The organism is Acinetobacter sp. T63 (assembly GCF_053852345.1).
In genome coordinates this window covers 1889110-1908149 of sequence record NZ_CM132659.1, presented here as the reverse complement: position 1 = coordinate 1908149, position 19040 = coordinate 1889110, and the positions used below count along the sequence as shown (strand labels likewise).

General features: G+C 46.7%; 18 protein-coding genes. 11 read left to right on the top strand and 7 right to left on the bottom strand.

Annotation, left to right across the window (positions count from 1 at the left end):
- Positions 1-22: 22 nt before the first annotated feature.
- Entirely contained in the window at positions 23-1288 is a 1266-nt protein-coding gene (locus ACVLR6_RS09230) for an MgtC/SapB family protein (RefSeq protein WP_180018553.1), read from the bottom strand.
- Positions 1289-1500: 212 nt separating this feature from the next.
- Here ACVLR6_RS09230 and ACVLR6_RS09225 point away from each other — a divergent pair, with 212 nt between their 5' ends.
- The 4 genes from ACVLR6_RS09225 (at position 1501) to ACVLR6_RS09210 (ending at position 5851) form a co-directional block, all read left to right on the top strand.
- A complete protein-coding gene (locus ACVLR6_RS09225; protein WP_455995071.1) occupies positions 1501-3258 on the top strand; it encodes a GspE/PulE family protein in 1758 nt (585 codons plus the stop codon).
- A gap of 111 nt (positions 3259-3369) precedes the next feature.
- Complete coding sequence (locus tag ACVLR6_RS09220; RefSeq protein WP_005179042.1) at positions 3370-3726, top strand: NirD/YgiW/YdeI family stress tolerance protein; 357 nt, start codon at positions 3370-3372, stop codon at positions 3724-3726.
- A 118-nt stretch (positions 3727-3844) separates the two neighbouring features.
- Positions 3845-4510 (top strand): response regulator transcription factor, encoded by a 666-nt coding sequence (locus ACVLR6_RS09215; protein WP_005179040.1) that lies wholly within the window; start codon positions 3845-3847, stop codon positions 4508-4510.
- A complete protein-coding gene (locus ACVLR6_RS09210; RefSeq protein WP_016659176.1) occupies positions 4511-5851 on the top strand; it encodes a sensor histidine kinase in 1341 nt (446 codons plus the stop codon).
- A gap of 117 nt (positions 5852-5968) precedes the next feature.
- Here the strand turns inward: ACVLR6_RS09210 and hemP are convergent, their stop codons facing one another.
- Positions 5969-6139 carry a hemin uptake protein HemP gene (gene hemP / locus ACVLR6_RS09205; protein ID WP_016659175.1) on the bottom strand — a complete coding sequence of 57 codons (171 nt, stop codon included), beginning with the start codon at positions 6137-6139 and terminating at the stop codon, positions 5969-5971.
- Between the two features lie 138 nt (positions 6140-6277).
- On the opposite strand from hemP, the gene ACVLR6_RS09200 reads away from it, so the two are divergent.
- Entirely contained in the window at positions 6278-7201 is a 924-nt protein-coding gene (locus tag ACVLR6_RS09200) for a thiamine phosphate synthase (protein ID WP_455995068.1), read from the top strand.
- Here ACVLR6_RS09200 and ACVLR6_RS09195 read toward each other — a convergent pair.
- The gene (locus ACVLR6_RS09195; RefSeq protein ID WP_075166943.1) at positions 7198-7752 is read right to left on the bottom strand and encodes a hypothetical protein; all 555 of its coding nucleotides are present in this window, start codon (positions 7750-7752) and stop codon (positions 7198-7200) included. The two genes, ACVLR6_RS09200 and ACVLR6_RS09195, sit on opposite strands and share 4 nt — an antisense overlap.
- Positions 7753-7768: 16 nt before the next feature.
- Complete coding sequence (mrcB, locus tag ACVLR6_RS09190) at positions 7769-10171, bottom strand: penicillin-binding protein 1B (protein ID WP_104472396.1); 2403 nt, start codon at positions 10169-10171, stop codon at positions 7769-7771.
- A gap of 189 nt (positions 10172-10360) precedes the next feature.
- On the opposite strand from mrcB, the gene ACVLR6_RS09185 reads away from it, so the two are divergent.
- Positions 10361-11269 (top strand): NAD(+) kinase, encoded by a 909-nt coding sequence (locus ACVLR6_RS09185; protein ID WP_005179018.1) that lies wholly within the window; start codon positions 10361-10363, stop codon positions 11267-11269.
- The gene (locus ACVLR6_RS09180; RefSeq protein ID WP_005179016.1) at positions 11269-11538 is read left to right on the top strand and encodes a YeaC family protein; all 270 of its coding nucleotides are present in this window, start codon (positions 11269-11271) and stop codon (positions 11536-11538) included. The genes ACVLR6_RS09185 and ACVLR6_RS09180 overlap by 1 nt, the downstream gene beginning before the upstream one ends.
- A 72-nt stretch (positions 11539-11610) precedes the next feature.
- On the opposite strand, the gene ACVLR6_RS09175 is transcribed toward ACVLR6_RS09180, so the two are convergent.
- Both ACVLR6_RS09175 and ACVLR6_RS09170 read right to left on the bottom strand, forming a co-directional pair.
- A complete protein-coding gene (locus ACVLR6_RS09175) occupies positions 11611-12612 on the bottom strand; it encodes a glycosyl transferase family protein (RefSeq protein ID WP_005179013.1) in 1002 nt (333 codons plus the stop codon).
- 156 nt (positions 12613-12768) lie between these two features.
- Complete coding sequence (locus ACVLR6_RS09170; RefSeq protein WP_127800009.1) at positions 12769-12999, bottom strand: hypothetical protein; 231 nt, start codon at positions 12997-12999, stop codon at positions 12769-12771.
- A 40-nt stretch (positions 13000-13039) separates the two neighbouring features.
- On the opposite strand from ACVLR6_RS09170, the gene ACVLR6_RS09165 reads away from it, so the two are divergent.
- Together ACVLR6_RS09165 and ACVLR6_RS09160 are read left to right on the top strand one after the other, a co-directional pair.
- Entirely contained in the window at positions 13040-14389 is a 1350-nt protein-coding gene (locus ACVLR6_RS09165; RefSeq protein WP_045794853.1) for a dicarboxylate/amino acid:cation symporter, read from the top strand.
- Positions 14390-14538: 149 nt separating this feature from the next.
- On the top strand, positions 14539-15681 hold the full coding sequence (locus tag ACVLR6_RS09160) for an acyl-CoA dehydrogenase family protein (protein ID WP_075166939.1): 1143 nt from the start codon (positions 14539-14541) through the stop codon (positions 15679-15681).
- Between the two features lie 84 nt (positions 15682-15765).
- Here ACVLR6_RS09160 and ACVLR6_RS09155 read toward each other — a convergent pair whose 3' ends face one another.
- On the bottom strand, positions 15766-16287 hold the full coding sequence (locus ACVLR6_RS09155; RefSeq protein WP_127801412.1) for a type 1 glutamine amidotransferase domain-containing protein: 522 nt from the start codon (positions 16285-16287) through the stop codon (positions 15766-15768).
- A gap of 486 nt (positions 16288-16773) precedes the next feature.
- On the opposite strand from ACVLR6_RS09155, the gene pheA reads away from it, so the two are divergent.
- On the top strand, positions 16774-17883 hold the full coding sequence (gene pheA / locus ACVLR6_RS09150; protein ID WP_005179005.1) for a prephenate dehydratase: 1110 nt from the start codon (positions 16774-16776) through the stop codon (positions 17881-17883).
- Between the two features lie 64 nt (positions 17884-17947).
- Positions 17948-19039 carry a histidinol-phosphate transaminase gene (hisC, locus tag ACVLR6_RS09145; protein ID WP_005179004.1) on the top strand — a complete coding sequence of 364 codons (1092 nt, stop codon included), beginning with the start codon at positions 17948-17950 and terminating at the stop codon, positions 19037-19039.
- Position 19040: the final 1 nt, after the last annotated feature.

Genomic DNA, 19040 nt, shown 5'->3' with positions numbered 1-19040 from the left:
AGAGGTCTAATATACTTAACAATCAAAATACCATCCACCACAAAATACCAATCAACACCGCCATATGCAAAATCTGTACTGGCGCAAAGTACAGGGAAAATTTGAAACCACCTGTTACAGCAGCATTGACTGACTTGGCTACAGCATGTGCGCCCAGCCCCAAAAGCAGGGCATAGATCAGCCGGGTATTGGATGGATCTCCTTGAATGACCACGCTTGCCATTGCGGCATGAATTTCAAATAAGGATGCAAATAAAGTACCAGCAAGAAGACCAGCATTGCCCAGTAATATTTCCAGACCGTAAACTCCAGCCTGAATCAGGGTTAATGCAGCAGCGATAATCACAGCTTCTTTGAGACTAAACATTTTACTATCAGAAGATTCTGGAGACTCCTGATTTTTAGCAGGTTCAGCTTTATGTAATAATACAAATGCACATGCAGCCAGAATAAGCATAGCCACCAATGAAGGTAGGAGCAGAATTTTTAGCCAATCCCAGGAAACGCCTCCCACTACAATAAACAATAGAACTAATGTCGAAATGCAGGACATCAGGGCAGCACCAGCATTGGATTTTGCATCCATTTCACCTTTGCGCACCTGTATCCCTAATTGAGCAATAGTGGCTGTACTGGAAACAAAACCCGAGGCAATTGAAGACAATATCAAGGCATTTTTAGTCGAGAAGAAACGTTTAGCGATATGTGCCAAAGCTTGAACTACCAGAATCAGAGTTACTAATTTTAAAATCAGATAAGGGTTCAGCACTTCACCCCATAAAGGCCGGTCAGGGGTTAGCGGTAAACCAATCAGAATCAAGGCTAATAATAGTAATCCATCCCTAAATTCAGCCTCAGTAATCCACTGTCCGGCAATATTATGCATAGAGTGTTTGGCCATTAAAATTATCGTGATCAGAACTGCTAGTCCTGCAGCCAGAGGAATATTCCACAGACAAATCGCCCCAATAAAATAGGTCATGATAAAGGCCAATTCGGTGGTAATCCCCGGATCTTCTATCTGGTTTCTAATAGAAAAAATGACAATACCGCCAATAATGAGTGCACCAGCTAGGCCCATTGCCATTCCGAATAAAAAGCACAATGCGCCTAATAAAGCACAGATCGCAAAAGAGCGTAGCCCTGCAAAACTGGCCTGTTCTTCACGCTGTTTGTGCCGTTCACGTTCCAGACCAATCAATAAGCCACATCCTAAGGCAGCAGTCAGGATAGTAAGCAATTCATGAAAGGAACTACTTTCATTTAAGGGAACTACGCTTAAATCCATACCTGGCCTCAGCGATTGAATAAGATATCCTGATTGAAATATAGGCGAAAAATTGACATATCGACAAGCAGAAAAAGGTTATGACCTCAAACCCATGTGATGTGTTTATCATTTATGAGAAACAATATTGCTTTTAAGTTTGGAAGTCGCGATGGAATGCGAAAAACAGGAAAAACTTGTTATAGTGGAGGCAGTTTTGGGGACCATCGATCATGAAATTTGATTTTGAAATTGATACAGGCTGGTGTTTGGATCAGCTTTTAAAAGACGGAAAAATAACTGAACGTGACCGGATGCGAGTTCAGACCACACATCGTCAACGTGAACAAATAAAATGGCATCCCTTGCAATGGATCGCGCACTTTAGTCTGGTTGATCAGTCCCATCCTCAAAGTACTTTGACACTCAACCGTTTATGTCAGTGGCTGGCAGAAAAGACCGAGCTGCCTTTTTATGTGATTGATCCGTTAAAGGCCGATGTGGCCGCTTTAACCGCGGTGATGTCCCAGGAATTTGCCCTGCGCAATAAAATTCTGGCGGTAGAGATTCAGCCCGATGCGGTGTTCATTGCCACTGATCAGCCGTTTATGACCGATTGGGTCGCCAATTTAGAACACAGTTTATTGCCGCGTAAAATCCAGCGCGTGCTGCTGAGTCCAGAGCAGTTACAGCGTTATCTGGTAGAATATTATCAGGTCAGTCGTGCGGTCAGTGGTTCACAAAAAGCCGCAGCACATGACCGTGAAAATAAAGGTGTCGAAGCCTTATTACAGCTGGGCGATACCCAAAACCCCGATGCCAATGACCAGCATATTGTTAAACTGGTGGACTGGGTGCTGCAGTTTGCTTTTGAACAGGGCGCCAGTGATATTCATTTGGAGCCACGTAAAGACAAGGGTAAAATCCGTTTCCGGATTGATGGCGTACTACATACCATTTATAACATGCCGGCCAATACCTTAACTGCGGTCATTTCACGGATTAAAATTCTCGGCCGCATGAATGTGGCAGAAAAACGCAAACCCCAAGATGGCCGTTTAAAAACCCGTACTCCCAAAGGTCAGGAAACCGAATTGCGTCTTTCGACTTTACCGACGGCTTTTGGTGAAAAACTGGTGATGCGTATTTTTGACCCGGAAGTGCTGGTACGCAGCTTCCAGCAGCTCGGTTTTGAAGAACGTCTGTTACAGGGCTGGCAAAGTCTGACCGGTCATAGTCATGGCATTATTCTGGTCACCGGGCCGACCGGTTCGGGTAAAACCACCACGCTGTATTCATCACTGAAACAGCTGGCCACCGATGAAGTCAATGTCTGTACCATTGAAGACCCGATTGAAATGATTGAACCGAGCTTTAACCAGATGCAGGTCAATCAGGGCATTGAGCTGGGCTTTGCCGATGGCGTGCGCGCGCTGATGCGTCAGGACCCGGATATTATTATGGTTGGGGAGATTCGTGATCAGGATACGGCCAATATGGCCATTCAAGCGGCATTAACCGGTCACCTGGTGTTATCGACCTTGCATACCAATGATGCGCCGTCCAGTCTGACCCGTTTGCATGATTTAGGTGTGCAGCCTTTTTTAACTGCAGCCACCATTCTGGGGGTATTGGCGCAGCGTCTGGTGCGCAAGCTGTGTCCGCATTGCAAACAGGAAGGCATGATTAATACCAATGAATGGGAACATCTGACGTTTGACTATGTCATGGAGATGCCGGAAAAAGTTTATAAGCCGGTGGGCTGTGAAGCCTGCCGTCAGACCGGCTATAAAGGCCGGATCGGGATTTATGAGTTTATGCCGCTGAGTCTGGACACCAAACAGCTGATAGGTGCCAATGCTGATCTGACTCAGTTACGCCAGCAGGCCAAAAAAGAAGGCATCGAGCCACTACGGATTGCCGGGGCGCGTAAAGTCATGGCCGGTATTACCACCTTAGAAGAAGTACTGCGGGTGGTGCCGTTAAACTAAAACCCAAAAAAGTGAAAAATTTTTGAATATGAGGAAATCTTAAGATTCAGCTCATCTTGCTTTGTTTTAATGACTACATCGAAACGAACAACACTGAATGAGGAAAGACAGATGAACCTATTTTCAAAAGCACTTTTAACTGCAGGTCTAGTGGGCGCAACTACATTTGCTGTTGCAGATACCGCAGTGAACCAGTCTGCATTGGCGCAAGCAACCACGGTGAAACAGGCGTTAACCATGAAAGATGACAGCAATGTCCAGCTGAAAGGTTATATCGTAAAAGCCATTGGTGATGAAAAATACCAGTTCCGCGACAGCACTGGCACCATCACAGTAGATATTGATGATGACCTGTGGAATGGTAAAGCGATTTCTGCCAAAACTCCAGTGGTGATTACCGGTGAAGTGGACATCGATTATAAACCATCTAAACGTGTTGAAATTGATGTCGAGCAGGTTCGTTTCTAAGCAGACCTTTTAATCAGATTGATTGCAGCTCCACGCAAAACCACATGCTCCATGCATGTGGTTTTTTTGAATCTTGTGAAAAATCAGGCATGATGTAAAAAAGGCTAGAGTAGAACCAATGCGTATTTTACTGGCAGAAGATGACGCCTCTCAGGCAGAAAGTATTAAAACCTGGCTGGAAATGGACGGTTATAACGTCGATTGGGTCGAGCGTGGCAATCATGCCATTTTGGCCATTGAGCAGCATCACTATGATTGTGTGCTGCTGGATCGTGGCCTGCCGGGCAATACCGGCGATGAAATTCTGACCGCTTTGCGCCGTAAACAGTTGGATACCCCGGTGATTTTTATTACCGCCAAAGACAGCATTCAGGACCGGGTCGATGGACTGGATTTAGGCGCCAATGACTATCTGGTCAAGCCTTTTAGTCTGGAAGAACTGTCAGCACGGGTGCGCAGCCAGTTACGCACCCGGCAGACTCAGCCCGATCATCAGATCCGTTTTGCCAATTTGCTGTTAGATACTCAAGCCAAAACCTTAACCCAGGATGGCCACGCGGTGAATTTAACCGCTAAGGAATTTCAGATTCTGTATAAATTAATGCAAAAGCCCGAGCATGTGGTAACCCGGGAGCAGCTGGAAGAATCGCTGTATGCCTGGGGTGATGAAATTGAAAGCAATGCCATTGAAGTGTTTATTTATCAGCTGCGTAAAAAAATTGGCAGCCATTTAATTAAAACCATTCGCGGTTTGGGCTATCGCATGCAGCAGGAACAGGCGTAAATGAAGCAAACGGGTGCGGTTTCTTTACAGAAAACCCTAGTTAAAACCTCGGTACTGAGTTCCATGATTGCCGGCCTGCTGGCACTGGTGCTGCTGTTTGCCGTGTCAATTTATCAGACCATGCAGCTGCAAGATGAAATCATGGATGAAGCGGCCGATATGCTGTTATTGCAGGATATTAGCAGTGGCGCCGGCGAGCAGGTCGATGAACTCACTGAACAGTTCAAGATGCATTATCAGCTGCGACTGGGCCAGCAGACCTTGACCGAAACAGAAGATTTTCCCTTAGCACCAGCTACAATCACACAGCAGGAAGAGGGATTTTCCTTTGTCTGGGCGAATCAGCGTTTATGGCGCGTTTATGTGGCCAGTGATGATGACTTAAGCGTATTGATGACCCAGAAAATGAATGTCCGTTTTCAGGAAATCTGGGCCACCGGTCTGGGCTATGCCGCGATTTTAATTTTACTGTGGCTGATTCAATGGGGCATTGTGCATTTTGCCATTCATAAACAGTTCCGCTCTTTACAGGCCTTATCTGCGCAAATTGCGCAAAAGCATGTGCAGGATCTGAGTCCGGTACAAAGCACCCAGCCAGAATTGCTGGAATTACAGCCGATGGTGCAGCAGTTAAACCGTTTGCTTAGCCGGCTGGAACATTCTTTAGAAGCTGAGCAGCGTTTTACTTCTGACGCCTCGCATGAACTGCGTTCGCCGCTTTCTGCCATTCAAATGCGTTTGCAGGTGTTAAAACGCAAATATCAGGATCAACCGCAATTAGCGGAAGATCTGGCCCAGATTCAACGCGATGTCAACCGCGGCACTCAGGTACTGGAGAATCTGCTATTACTGGCGCGTTTAGACCCGGCACATCTACAAGACTTGCCTATAACCGAGGTTGATTTACAAAAGCTGGTGCTGGATGTGCTCGAGGCCTTGGCACCGTTTAGTCTGGAAAAACAGATTAAACCGCGCTTGCAGCTACAACCGGCGATCATTCAGGCCAATCCGGAATTGCTATATACCTGTATCCGTAACCTGATCGACAATGCCATCCGCTATGCCACGCAACAGGGTGAGGTGGTGGTCAGTATCAATGGTGATGCTGAACAGGTGCAGCTGTGTATTGAAAATAATGGTCAACAGATCAGTGATGAGGTGTTACAACGTCTGGGTGAGCGTTTTTATCGGGCGCTGGGCACACAAACCCAAGGCAGTGGTCTTGGTATTTCGATCTGTAAAAAGATTATCAGCCTGCATCAGGGCCAATTGCAGTTTAGCCGTTCAGCTTTAGGCGGTTTACTGGTGGAACTGAGTTTGCCCGGTGTGAAGCAAAAATAACAAAATCGAAAATAACAACATTGAGTTCAATCTTGAGATACGCATGGGCAGTTAAAAAGCAGTATGCGCTGATTCATACTGCTGCTTCCCACGATTATTATTATTCAGATATTGTTCTTATTTGGTGAGAATGAGGCGATTATTACGGGTAAGGCGTAGGCGGTATTCTTCTCCGGCATGCATGATGCGAATTTCACGACCGAGAGCAAACAGGTTATTAGAATGTAACATTGGTAAGGCATGCTGTTGATCTGCATTACGGCTAAACAGGCTAAATGGTGCGTTCATTCCTTCGACTCCGTGGTGTATGTTGAACGATATAAATGATAATCATTATCAAATATATCTGTCAACGCTTGATTTGGGGAATTTATAAAAAGTATAAATTTGCTTACACTTGCTCATATTTCAAAAACAGGACGTTTCATGTCAAAGCCACATCTACATATCGCGATTGGGATTTTATTGCATCAGACCCAGGTCCTGGTCGGCTGGCGCGAGGCCAAACAGCATCAGGGCAATAAGCACGAATTTCCCGGTGGTAAGGTAGAACAGCATGAAACGCCGGTGCAGGCCTGTCGCCGTGAAGTGCGCGAAGAAGTAGGCATTGACCTGACCCAGTGGTATGAGTTTGATTTTATCCGGCATGAATATGAAGATGTGATTGTCAATTTGCATATCTTCCATGCTTTTGTGCCGGCGGCGCTGCTCTCAGACATCCAGCAGCCGTGGACCTGGTATAAACGGCAGGATTTGGCCCGTTTAAATTTTCCGCAAGCCAACCAGCGTATGCTGCAACGACTCTACTGGCCTGAATGTATCAAAATTAGTGAAGACTTAAACTGTCTGGATACCCCGGATACCCAGCAACTACTGTATTGGCGAGTTGCGCCGGCACCGGAACGCAGTATTGAGCTGGCCGAGCAGAATATTGGCTGTTTAAAATCATTAATTGTTAATCTGGAGCTGTGGAAGCAGCTGAATAGCGTGCAGCAGGTCTCAGTCGCTGCCATCCATTTAAAGCAGCAACAATGTATGCAATTGCACAAGGGCAGCCTGCAGGCTGGTCAGCGTTATATTGCCGCTTGTCATGATCTGGAATCCTTACAACATGCGCAGAATATTGGCTGTGATGCTGCAATTTTAAGTCCGGTGCTGCCAACAGCCAGCCATCCGGATACTCCGGCATTAGGCTGGGCACAATTTCAGAACTGGGCCAAACAGGTCGATATTCCGGTGTTTGCCTTAGGCGGGATGCATCGGCAGGACTTGGCGCAGGCCCAGCAACACCATGCCTATGGTATTGCCGGGATCCGCTTTATGGATGCGTTGGATAGCGCTTCAGCCTAAAGTTGTTTCAGCGCTTGCTGTGCCTGTTGCACGGTACGGCTATTGTTTTGTAGCTGGCCGGCTTTTTGAATAATCAGCCATAATTGGCGTTTCATCGCCGGTGTTTGTGCATAGCTCAGACCACGGCGGGCCAGGGCTTCTGCATTTTTGGACTGTTTTTTCTGGTTCGCCACCAGCCCTAAATACATATAGGTTTCAGCCGATTGCGGTGCCAGACGCTGTGCCTGTAAGGCGGCAGCTTCGGCACGCGCCCATTGTCCCTGACGATAAGCCGTCTGGGTCTGCTGCATCAGTTTCTTAAACGCTGGTAAAGAGCGGCCATCTTCAAAACGCTGCTGTACTTTTTGTTCAGGAACCACGACCTGTAATTTCTTGCGCTGAATTTCTTCCTGTTCATAAGGATGAATCACCACGCCGGTGGGTGTGCGAATGGTTTTTCGTTCAGTCGTTTTTTCTTGGTCCGGTTGCGGTGCCGGCTTGGATTCCGGCAGGCTTTGACAGCCCACCAGTCCAGCCAGTCCCATCCCCAAGATCAGATATTTCAAGGTCATTTAATTAAGGGTCCACTTATTGTGTATAACTGCCGCTTGAAATGATGCGTGCATCATTTTCGGAAAGTTGTCTTTCCATCTCGGCTTCACTTTCCTGGATATAATTCTCGATACTGTCACTGCTTTCAGGTACAGCTTGGTAATATTCGGTATCCGGATTGTAAACCGGCTCAACCTGATAATGCGGTAAACCACAGGCGGTGGCCTGACGCGGCACATGATTGCGATAAATCGGAATATACATCGCACCAGCACAGCCTTGAGCCGACAAGTGACCAGAGTCACGGTCAATCCAGTGCCACTGTACGCTGTCCGGCTGGCGTAGATTCACCGGCTTCTGGCGCAGCTGACGCATCACATTGCTCCACACCGGCAGGGCACCCGATGAACCTGTCAAACCGGTGACTTTGTTATCATCCAGCCCTAACCAGACCACGCTTAAATAGTTACCCGAATAACCGGCAAACCAGGAGTCGCGGGTATCGTTGGTGGTGCCCGATTTACCGGCCAGTTTTAAATCGCTGGACAGGCTGTTATAGGCTGCACGTCCGGTTCCTGCACTCATTACCTGTTGCAGGCCATAATTCAGCATATAGGCCGCAGACGGTTCAATGGTCTGCTGTACCGACAGGCCATAACGTTCGAGCAGACGACCATTAGAATCGACCACCGCGCGAATGGCTTTGGTTGGATACTGGAAACCACCGGTGGCAAAGTTGCCATAAATATTCATCACCTGCATAGGTGATAAATCGACCGCGCCTAGATAAATGGACGGATACTGTGGAATATTTTCGCTGCTGACGCCAAATTTAATCAGATGGTTACGGAAGGTCGATAGACCAAATTCCTGACCCAAACGTACCGCCGACAGGTTATAGGAATTGGCCAGCGCTTGCGCCATCGGGACTACGCCATGTTCGCTGCCGCTGTAATTACGCGGTGTCCATGACTTGCCGGCAGATGGAATACTGATTTCGGTATCCTGTACCGGACTGGCCCAGTTATAGCGACCCGATTCCAGCGCGCTTAAATAGATGACTGGCTTCAATAGCGAGCCGACCTGACGTTTGGCATCCAGCGCACGGTTAAAGCCGGTAAAGTCTTGGGTAGAGCCGACTGCAGCCACCAGTTCACCATTTTCAGGATGGGACACCAGCACCGCACCTTGCAAATCTTTTAAACGGCGCGGATTGGCATTGGCCAGACGGTTTACTGATTCTTTAAATGCACTTTGTACCTTGGTCTGTGCAATTGGGTCTAAAGTGGTAAAAATCCGTAGTCCCTGATTGGTCAGATCACCTTCTTGATATTCAGCACGTAACTGACGGCGCACAATGTCCAGAAAATCTGGGAAGCGGGCAGGGCCCATGGTCGGTTTGGCAATCACATTTAACGGACGCGCGGTTTCGGTTTCATACTGTTCCTGAGTTAGATAACCCATCACCAGCATATTGTTCAATACAATATTGCGGCGTTTTTCGGCCGCTTCCGGATTACGCCATGGATTATATAAAGACGGTCCCTGCACCAGACCAACCAGGAAAGCCTGCTGGGCAATATTCAGTTCACGCAGCGGCAGACCAAAATAGAACTGTGAGGCCAGACCATAACCATTAATAGAATAGTTACCGTTTTGACCCAGGTTCACTTCATTTAAATAGGCTTCCAGAATTTCATCTTTGTCATAATGCAGCTCAATTAGCATCGCCATCAGCGCTTCATTGGCTTTACGCTTTAATGTACGTTCCGGGGTCAGATAAAAGTTTTTCACCAGTTGCTGGGTCAGGGTCGAACCGCCCTGACGCTTACCGCCGGTAATATTGCTGACAATAGCACGCGCAGTCCCACGAATCGACACCCCATGATGCAGATAGAAATTACGGTCTTCGGTGGCAATTAAGGCTTCAATTAACGGTTTTGGCACCCGGTTCAGTTTAATTAGCACCCGGTCTTCATTGTGCTGCGGATAAATCCCGCCAATCAGCATGGGCTCTAAACGGGCAATACCGGTAGTCGATGGTTTGGTTGCACTGACTTCAGCAATCTGGTTATTGGCAAAGCTGACTTTGAGCACCTGTTCCGGTTCAACACTTTCACCAAAATCGAAGCCGCGGGTATGTACAAACAAGGTATCACCCGCATCGACATAGCTGCCGGTTTTGTTATAGCTTTCTGCGCTTTTATAGCCTAAAAGTTTTAATTCCTGCACGAAATCGGCTTTATTGAGCGGTGCATTGGTATAGATTTCCAGCGGACGAGCAAAGACCTTGGCTGGAATGTCCCAGCGCTGTCCTTCAAATTTATCTCTAACAATATTATCTAATCGAATCAGGTAGATACTTAATGCCAGAAATGCCCCAATCACCAGTATACAAAATAGAAGTGCAATAATACCTATGCCACGTTCAGACTTCATAAATCGCAATAAAACCCTAAGAAATTAGGCTAATCATGCGAAGCTTTTACATAATTTGCAATATTTAATCTGTGAATGAAGCGGCCAATCGAGGAGAAAAAACGGTTGGATTCAGATTTCTAAAGTTTTTTTAAAACATTCGGGTTAGTGCTATTATAGTCAACGGATCGTAGCGGAGCGATGTCGTAGGTGCAAATTTCACACAAGAACTTTCGTAATATCGGATTGATTGGACGTCCTGGCAAAACTTCGGTCGTAGAAACGCTCAGTTTAATTCATGATCATCTGCTGAATTTAGGCCTGCATCCGGTATTTGATGCAGAAACAGCAGAACTGGTCCCTTATCCGAACACCCAAACCGTCAGCCGCGCCTTGCTGGGCGAAGTGGTTGATCTGGTGATTGTGGTCGGCGGTGATGGCTCGTTGCTGCATGCAGCGCGCGCGCTGGTCAAATACAATACGCCGGTCATCGGGGTAAACCGTGGCCGTTTAGGCTTCCTGACCGATATTAAACCCACGGAAGTCATCTTCAAGCTGGATCAGGTATTAAAAGGCGAGTTTCAGCTGGACCGCCGTTTCCTGCTGGAAATGGAAGTGCGCTCCAAAGGTGAAGTCATTTATGAAGCAGTGGCTTTAAATGATGTGGTGCTGCATTCCGGTAAATCGGTACACATGATTGATTTTGACCTGAATATTGATGGTCAGTATGTTTATCGTCAGCACAGTGACGGTTTAATTGTATCCACGCCTACTGGTTCTACTGCCTATGCCTTGTCTGGTGGTGGCCCGATTGTGCATCCGAGTATGGATGCGATTGTGCTGGTGCCGATGCATCCGCATACCTTGTCTTCACGCCCGATTGTGGTGGGTGGACAAAGTGAAATTAAAATCCAGATTCGTGAAAACCGTGTCTTGCCAATGGTCAGTGCCGATGGTCAGCACAGTGTTTCACTCAGTGTCGGGGACAGTTTGCATATCCGCAAGCATCCCTATAAGTTAAACCTACTTCATCCACCGGGTTATGACTTCTATATGGCATGTCGTACCAAGCTCGGCTGGAACCAAGATTTTGATTCTTTGCAACAGCAGGATTTATGATGAATATTGAACAGATGCTGGCCGTACTCAATCCTGAAATTGTTGGTCGTCTAAAAACCGCGGTAGAGATTGGTAAATGGCCGAATGGTGTGGCGTTGACCAAAGAGCAGCGCGAAATTTGTATGCAGGCCGTGTATGCCTGGGAAATCCAGCATTTACCGGAAACTGAACGTAGCGGTTATATCGACCGTGGCACCAAGGAAGAAGGTGAACAATGTGATGATGATCATCACAAAAATGAAGATTTCCAGCCGATCAAGTTTATTTAAACTTTAAGGAAACGGATTCATGCAAAAAAGGTAAGCCGCGGCTTACCTTTTTTATTGGCAGTCTTTTGTGGCTTAAGCATTTAAACGCGCAGCCCAGAATTGCTGTGCTTTGTCCATGGCTGCTGCAAAACTGTCGCAGACGCCCATGGTATACAGCGCGATGCCCATGGTTTCCACCACCGCCACTTCACCATAGTCATGCGATTGCTGGCCTTCCCAGACGGCTTTAAATACCGCCAGGTCCAGTTCTTCTTCAATCGGGCTGCGGTTGTCGGTCAGCTTTGGCAATTCATGTTCATACAGCTCGCCGTTACGAATGCCACAAATTAAGGTTTTGGCATCAGGATTCCGTTCAAACTCGCCGCCTTCACCTTTAATCACCGCACTGTTCAGATAGCCCAGTTTAAACGCCGACTGTTGATGGGAACTGCGATAGGCCGGATGGAAAATGGCCTGTACCGTGGCTTTGGCATTAAAGGGGTTAATCAGCCGGGCAAGAGTATGAATAGGTGAACGCAGGCCCATTACATTCCGTAGTGCAATCAAATCGGCCAGCACCGGAGAAATCACGTCTAAAGGCAGATAGGCAAAATGACGCTGCTGTAATTGCTGTTCGACTTCCGTATCTGACTGGCAGATTGGATAGCCTAAGTATTCCAGCACCTGTTCGGTATAGACCCGGTTAATGGTATGCCCAGCAGCGCCGTGCATGACAATATTAAAACCCTGTTTGGCCAGAGTCAGCGCGGCCAGTAAAAACCACGGATAATGTTTGCGTTTCCCGGCATAGGAGGACCAGTCCAGATCTACATCTAAAGCTTTAAACTGCAACTGGTCACGGGTGGCCTGAACAAAGCCGGCCAGTTCATCGACCGATTCTTCCTTGACCCGCAGCAGCATCAAAAAAGCACCGAGCTGAACATCGAGTACTTCCTGTTTCAGGATCATGGAAAAGGCCTGATAGGCTTCTTCATAGGTGAGGGAACGTGCACCATTTTTGCCTTTTCCCACAATACGCACGTACTGGGCAAAAGGATGTTCAACGTCTTTATAAATGTTTCTTTTCGTGCTCATGTAACTGCCTGAATCTCAAATAAATGGCGCCGGTCGCTTCCCACAATATACACATGTTTGCGGTTTTTTAAAAACCGTATGCTTTGCTCGGATTTAGACTAATGTCTAAGCTGTTTCTGCTTTAAAGTTGGCCAGTTCTCGCTGTTTTTAGCAGCACTACATTTGAATTTTAGGTAAAATTCGCAGCGTTTTATATTGTTTTTTATTTTTACTCATCTCCTGTTCTAAAAGCCGCTTTTGCGTTTGAGCCTGTTTATTTTGGCGGCTCAAAGTAAGTCCGACTTTTGCCGATGAAAATAAAGCGTTGAATGTTTTGAGCCATGGCTCAAGGCAGCGTATGCCTGTTGTTTTAAAAACAGGCAGAACAGGTCGTGGGTAAAAAATCAAGGGTATTTGTCCTCTGGACAAGAACAAAAGTAGATCTGTTATGGCCAAACAGCCTATTTATAAATCCCTGTACTTTCAGGTGATTATTGCAATTATTGCAGGTATTCTCGTCGGTCATTATTCTCCTAGTGGCACACAAATTATTAATGGCGTGGAACAGTATGTTCCGGGTCTGGGTGAGCAGCTGAAACCCTTAGGTGATGGCTTCATCCGTTTAATCAAAATGATTATTGCGCCGGTGATTTTCTGTACCGTGGTGAGTGGTATTGCCGGTATGGAAAGCATGAAATCGGTGGGTAAAACCGGTGGCGTGGCATTACTGTATTTTGAAATTGTCTCTACCATCGCCCTGATTATTGGTCTGGTGGTGATTAACGTCTGGAAACCAGGCGTTGGCATGAACGTTGATCCAGCTTCTTTGGATACCACCGGTATTTCCAAATATGTAGAAACTGGTGAAGCGCAATCTACAGTCGAGTTCCTGTTAAATATCATTCCAAATACCGTGGTCGGTGCATTTGCCCAAGGTGAAATCCTGCAGGTGCTGATGTTTGCCATTCTGTTTGGTTTTGCCTTACACCGTTTAGGGCCAGCAGGTAAGCCGGTCTTGAAACTAATTGATCAGATTTCGCATGTGTTCTTTAACATTGTGAACATGATCATGAAAGTTGCGCCAATTGGTGCTTTCGGTGCGATGGCCTTTACCATTGGTAAATACGGGATTGGCAGTCTGGCGCAACTGGCGCAGTTAATTATCTGCTTCTACCTGACCTGTGTGCTGTTTATTTTTATCATACTCGGCAGTATTGCGCGTATGACCGGTTTCAGTATCGTAAAAATGATCCGCATGATTCGTGAAGAATTACTGATTGTATTGGGGACCTCATCTTCAGAATCGGTACTACCGCGTATGTTGAAGAAACTGGAAATTGCCGGCTGTGAAAAATCGGTGGTGGGTTTGGTCATTCCAACGGGTTATTCCTTTAACCTAGATGGTACCTCGATTTATTTAACCATGGCCGCAATCTTTATTGCCCAGGCCACCAATACACCTTTAGAACTGCATCATCAGATTACTTTATTGCTGGTGCTGTTGATTTCCTCTAAAGGTGCAGCAGGGGTGACTGGTTCAGGCTTTATTGTGATGGCGGCAACACTGGCGGCTGTGGGTCATATTCCGGTGGCCGGTCTGGCGCTAATTCTGGGTATTGACCGCTTTATGTCTGAAGCGCGTGCCTTGACCAATCTGGTGGGTAATTCATTGGCGACCATTGTTGTAGCGAAATGGGTCGGTCAGTTAGATCAGGAAAAGCTGCAATATGCATTAAATAATCCGGAAGAAATTGACCGCAAGATGGCAGAACAAAGCCAGCAATCTGCTTCGGCTTAACAGCAGGGCGGTGACTAAAGGAAGCTTCGGCTTCCTTTTTTATTACTTGGCAGTCAATAAAAAAGCCGGGCGAGACCATGACAGTACGCTTAAAAATGCATAGCATGGGGCTGAATGTAAAACAAGAATGTACCCTACAAGGATCGACTATGCTGGCTTATGATGCAGATTTAGAATTATTCCGTGACAACTTCCGCCGCTTTATGAGCGAACAGATTGCCCCGCATTATGAACAGTGGGAACGGGAAGGAATTATGCCGCGCTCGGTCTGGAACCAGCTGGGTGAAAACGGCTTTTTATGTGTAGATGTACCGGAACAGTATGGCGGCTATGGCGTACCGACCCATTATTCGCTGATGCTGGTGGAAGAATCGGCACGTGCTGGTTATAGCGCACTGTCTACCGGTATTTCCTGTCATTCAGAAATTGCTGCGCCGTATATTTTAAATATTGGTTCAGAAGAACAGAAACAGTACTGGCTGCCAAAAATGGTTAGCGGTGAAGTGGTCGGTGCGATTGGTATGACCGAGCCGGGTGCTGGTTCTGACTTGCAAGCCATGCGCAGTCATGCCATTTTGCAGGATGATCATTATATTTTAAATGGTTCTAAAACCTTTATTTCTAATGGTCAACATGCCGATCTGGTGGTGCTGGCAGTAAAGACCGATCCGCAGGCACGCGCCAAAGGCGTGTCTTTATTATTAGTCGATACCCATCTGGATGGTTTTAAGAAAGGCACCAACCTCGACAAGATTGGCCTGCACGCTCAGGACACCTCGGAATTGTTCTTTGATAATGTAAAGGTACCTAAAGAACAGTTACTGGGCCAGCCGGGACAGGGCTTTGCCTATTTAATGCAGGAATTGCCACGTGAACGGACCGCGATTGCCGCCACCGCCTTGGGCGCTATCCGCGGTTCGATTGACATCACCACGCAATACGTCCAGGAACGTCAGGCTTTTGGTCAGAAAATTGGCCAGTTCCAGAACAGCCGTTTTGTTTTGGCACAGGCTAAAATTGATGAGCTGGCCACGGCTGCGTTTTATAACCAGAATGTTGAGCTGTATATGCAGGGCAAACTGGATGTTGAAACCGCAGCAGCATTAAAAAGCTTCTCGACCGATATGCAGATGAAAGTGGCCGATCAGCTGCTGCAGCTGTTTGGTGGTTATGGTTATATGACCGAATATCCAATTTCACGCTTCTTTGTCGATGCCCGTATCCAGCGAATTTATGGCGGCACCAATGAAATTATGAAAGAGATTGTGGCGCGCGGTTTATTGGGCCGTTAAGTCCTATACATCAGACCAAATAAAAACACCCGCCCAGCATCGACTGGGTGGGTGTTTTTTGGTGGGTGTGTTTCTGAGACTATTTTAATGCAGGCTGAGCACATGCAGACTTTCCCGAATAAAAATCGGCAAGTCTTCTGGTGAGCGTGAGGAAATATACAGGTTATTGTCATTTACCACCGCCTCATCAAAATACACGGCGCCGGCATCCATCAGCTCCAGCATCACCGGGGCAATGCTGGTCATGCGCCGGCCTTTGACTACACTGGCATGAATCAGCAGTTGCGGACCATGACAGGTGCTCATAATTGGTTTCTGGGCATTGGCAAAGTTTCGGACAAAATCGACAAAACGCAGATCATCACGCAGTTGTGCCGGAGATTGGCCGCCGGGAATCAGCAGCGCATCAAAATCATGAATGGTCACATCATCTATACTTTGGTCGATGGTTACCGAGCTGCGCCGTTGATAACCATAGACAATATTGCCGGCCTTGTTTTCAACATTTACCACGCTATGCCGCGCTGCACGGAAGGCGTGGATCAATTCTGGATAGTCTGCATCTTCATAATCATGGGTAATCAGCACCGCGATTCTTTTTGACATTATTATTCTCCGAATTGCTTTAAATAAAAGAGTAAAGGGGAAAAAGCAAAATTTCATTGCTGCTTTGTAACCAGTTTTCTTATTTCTTTTTCAAGTTAAAATTTCTGGAATTTTATTCAATATTTATGGGCGTTATTTTCTATGTAAGTAATTATGACGCCTGTTCAGTTTACGCAATAAACTTGCAAAATCCTATCACTATTCATCGAATTCAGATGCAAAAGCTATCGGCTGATTGGAAAAAGACCCTGTTTCATCTGCTTAAATTCGCTACACTCTGGATGGAAAAACAGGCAAAGCGTCGTGACTTGTTCAGAATTATTCATGAGCTTTAGCTGCTCAATTGATAAACAGTCTCACAAGTTGCAGAGAGTTTAACCAACTGTTTGTTTTTAAGACTGAATCAATCAAAGTTGTATTGCGCAACATTTGAAAGCTAACTATTGTTATACTGTTTGCATACCGTTTATGAAGGGCGACATAACAATGATCAACGACGATCAAAACACAACGACTTCTCTTGACCTGAACAATATTCGTGAGGAAATTGACTCTGTTGATATGCAGATTCAACAACTGATTAACCGTCGCGCACGATTGGCAGAAGCGGTGGCCAAAGCCAAATTTGCCGCTGAAGAGAATCCGCTGTTTTACCGTCCGGAACGTGAAGCACAAGTTTTACGTAATGTTATGGATCGCAATGAAGGCCCATTGTCGGACCAGACCATGGCACGTTTATTCCGTGAAATCATGTCGGCCTGTCTGGCACTGGAAGCACCGCAAAGTATTGCCTTCCTGGGGCCTGTTGGGACTTATACCCATTCTGCGGTACTCAAGCATTTCGGTCATGATGCCCTGGTGCGCCCTTTACAAACCATTGATGAAGTATTCCGTGAAGTGGAAGCGGGCAGTGCGCATTATGGTCTGGTGCCGGTAGAAAACTCCTCTGAAGGGGTGGTGAACCATACCTTAGACTGCTTTAAAACTTCAAATCTGAATGTGATTGGCGAAGTTGAATTGCCGATTCATCATCAGTTCCTGATTTCTGCAAATACCCGTAAAGACAGCATTAAACAGATTTATGCTCACCAGCAAACGCTGGCACAGTGCCGTAAATGGCTAGATGCGCATTATCCTGGGGTGGAGCGTGTGGCTTTAAGTTCCAATGGTGAAGCGGCGCGCCGTATTCGTAATGAATGGCATTCTGCGGCCATTGCTTCTGAAATTGCGGCAACCATTTATGATCTTGAAATCATGCACAGCAATATCGAAGACAACCCGGAAAACACCACGCGCTTCTTGGTGATTGGCCGTGAGAAAGTGCCACAAAGCGGCAATGACAAAACTTCATTGCTGGTGTCTGCACATGACCGTGCCGGTGCCTTGCTGGAAATTCTGGCGCCATTTGCCAAACACAACATTAGTCTAACCAGTATTGAAACCCGTCCGGCTTTACCTGAAAAATGGGCCTATGTGTTCTTTATTGATCTGGAAGGTCATATTGAGCAAGACAATGTTAAAGCTGCGATTGAAGAAATCCGTCCATTGGTGAAAGAAGTCCGTGTACTCGGCTCTTATCCGGCGGCAGTTTTATAAAATTCTCTGGTGGCCGTGTGCGCTGCATGCGGCTGCTTTTCACCTGTAAATCTGGAAGTAAAAAATGTCGTTTGTCCCAGCCAATGAAGGCATCTCTAAGTTAAAGCCATATCAACCAGGTAAGCCGATCAGTGAACTTGAGCGCGAATTGGGTATTACCGATATTGTGAAATTGGCATCCAATGAAAACCCGTTGGGCTGTTCAGACAAAGTCAAAGAGGCCGTGGCTGCCGAGCTGGCAGAAATTGGTCGTTATCCAGATGGCGGTGGTTTTATTTTAAAAGACCAGATTGAAGCGCAGTTTGGTTTTGGTCATGAACGGATTACTTTGGGTAATGGTTCAAATGACCTGCTGGAAATGTTTGCCCGCGCTTTTGTGTCCGAGCAGGACTCAATCGTATATAGCCAGCACGCCTTTGCGGTTTATGCACTGGTGACTCAGGCCATTAATGCACAGGCCATTGAAGTACCAGCCAAAGGTTTCTCGCACGATTTAGAGGCGATGGCTGCAGCCATTCAAGCCAACACCAAGCTGGTGTTCATTGCCAATCCGAATAACCCGACTGGCACCTGGTTTGAAGAAGCTGAATTTGAAGCCTTCATGCAGAAAGTACCGGCCAATGTAATTGTGGTACTGGATGAAGCCTATGTGGAATACTTCCCGGAAAACTTCAACAGCCTGAAATATCTGGATCAGTATCCAAACCTGATTGTTAGCCGTACTTTATCGAAGTGCTATGGTCTGGCAGCGCTACGAGTTGGTTTTGCTCTGGCCTCTGTACAGGTGACTGACTATTTAAACCGTATCCGTCAGCCATTTAACGTGAACCATTTAGCTATGGTGGCAGCTGTAGCAGCGCTGAAAGATGAAGCCTTTATCGAAAAATCACGTGAAGTGAACAAGGCTGGTATGGCGCAGCTGGAAGCGGGCTTTAAGGCACTGGGCCTGAACTATGTGCCTTCACGTGCCAACTTTATTCTGGTTGATGTACAGGCTGATCCGGCACAAACCTTCAATGCCTTGCTCAAAGAAGGCGTGATTGTACGTCCGGTTGGTATTCCAAACCATCTTCGTGTATCGATTGGAACAGAAGCAGAAAATGCCAAATTCCTGACTGCACTGGCGAAGGTGTTAGGTCTGGACGCAAAGGCATAAG

Coding starts and splice junctions, on each gene's coding strand:
- ACVLR6_RS09230 (WP_180018553.1), bottom strand. CDS start 1,288: ATGGATTTAAGCGTAGTTCCCTTAAATGAAAGTAGTTCCTTTCATGAA.
- ACVLR6_RS09225 (WP_455995071.1), top strand. CDS start 1,501: ATGAAATTTGATTTTGAAATTGATACAGGCTGGTGTTTGGATCAGCTT.
- ACVLR6_RS09220 (WP_005179042.1), top strand. CDS start 3,370: ATGAACCTATTTTCAAAAGCACTTTTAACTGCAGGTCTAGTGGGCGCA.
- ACVLR6_RS09215 (WP_005179040.1), top strand. CDS start 3,845: ATGCGTATTTTACTGGCAGAAGATGACGCCTCTCAGGCAGAAAGTATT.
- ACVLR6_RS09210 (WP_016659176.1), top strand. CDS start 4,511: ATGAAGCAAACGGGTGCGGTTTCTTTACAGAAAACCCTAGTTAAAACC.
- hemP (WP_016659175.1), bottom strand. CDS start 6,139: ATGAACGCACCATTTAGCCTGTTTAGCCGTAATGCAGATCAACAGCAT.
- ACVLR6_RS09200 (WP_455995068.1), top strand. CDS start 6,278: ATGTCAAAGCCACATCTACATATCGCGATTGGGATTTTATTGCATCAG.
- ACVLR6_RS09195 (WP_075166943.1), bottom strand. CDS start 7,752: ATGACCTTGAAATATCTGATCTTGGGGATGGGACTGGCTGGACTGGTG.
- mrcB (WP_104472396.1), bottom strand. CDS start 10,171: ATGAAGTCTGAACGTGGCATAGGTATTATTGCACTTCTATTTTGTATA.
- ACVLR6_RS09180 (WP_005179016.1), top strand. CDS start 11,269: ATGAATATTGAACAGATGCTGGCCGTACTCAATCCTGAAATTGTTGGT.
- ACVLR6_RS09175 (WP_005179013.1), bottom strand. CDS start 12,612: ATGAGCACGAAAAGAAACATTTATAAAGACGTTGAACATCCTTTTGCC.
- ACVLR6_RS09165 (WP_045794853.1), top strand. CDS start 13,040: ATGGCCAAACAGCCTATTTATAAATCCCTGTACTTTCAGGTGATTATT.
- ACVLR6_RS09160 (WP_075166939.1), top strand. CDS start 14,539: ATGCTGGCTTATGATGCAGATTTAGAATTATTCCGTGACAACTTCCGC.
- ACVLR6_RS09155 (WP_127801412.1), bottom strand. CDS start 16,287: ATGTCAAAAAGAATCGCGGTGCTGATTACCCATGATTATGAAGATGCA.
- pheA (WP_005179005.1), top strand. CDS start 16,774: ATGATCAACGACGATCAAAACACAACGACTTCTCTTGACCTGAACAAT.
- hisC (WP_005179004.1), top strand. CDS start 17,948: ATGTCGTTTGTCCCAGCCAATGAAGGCATCTCTAAGTTAAAGCCATAT.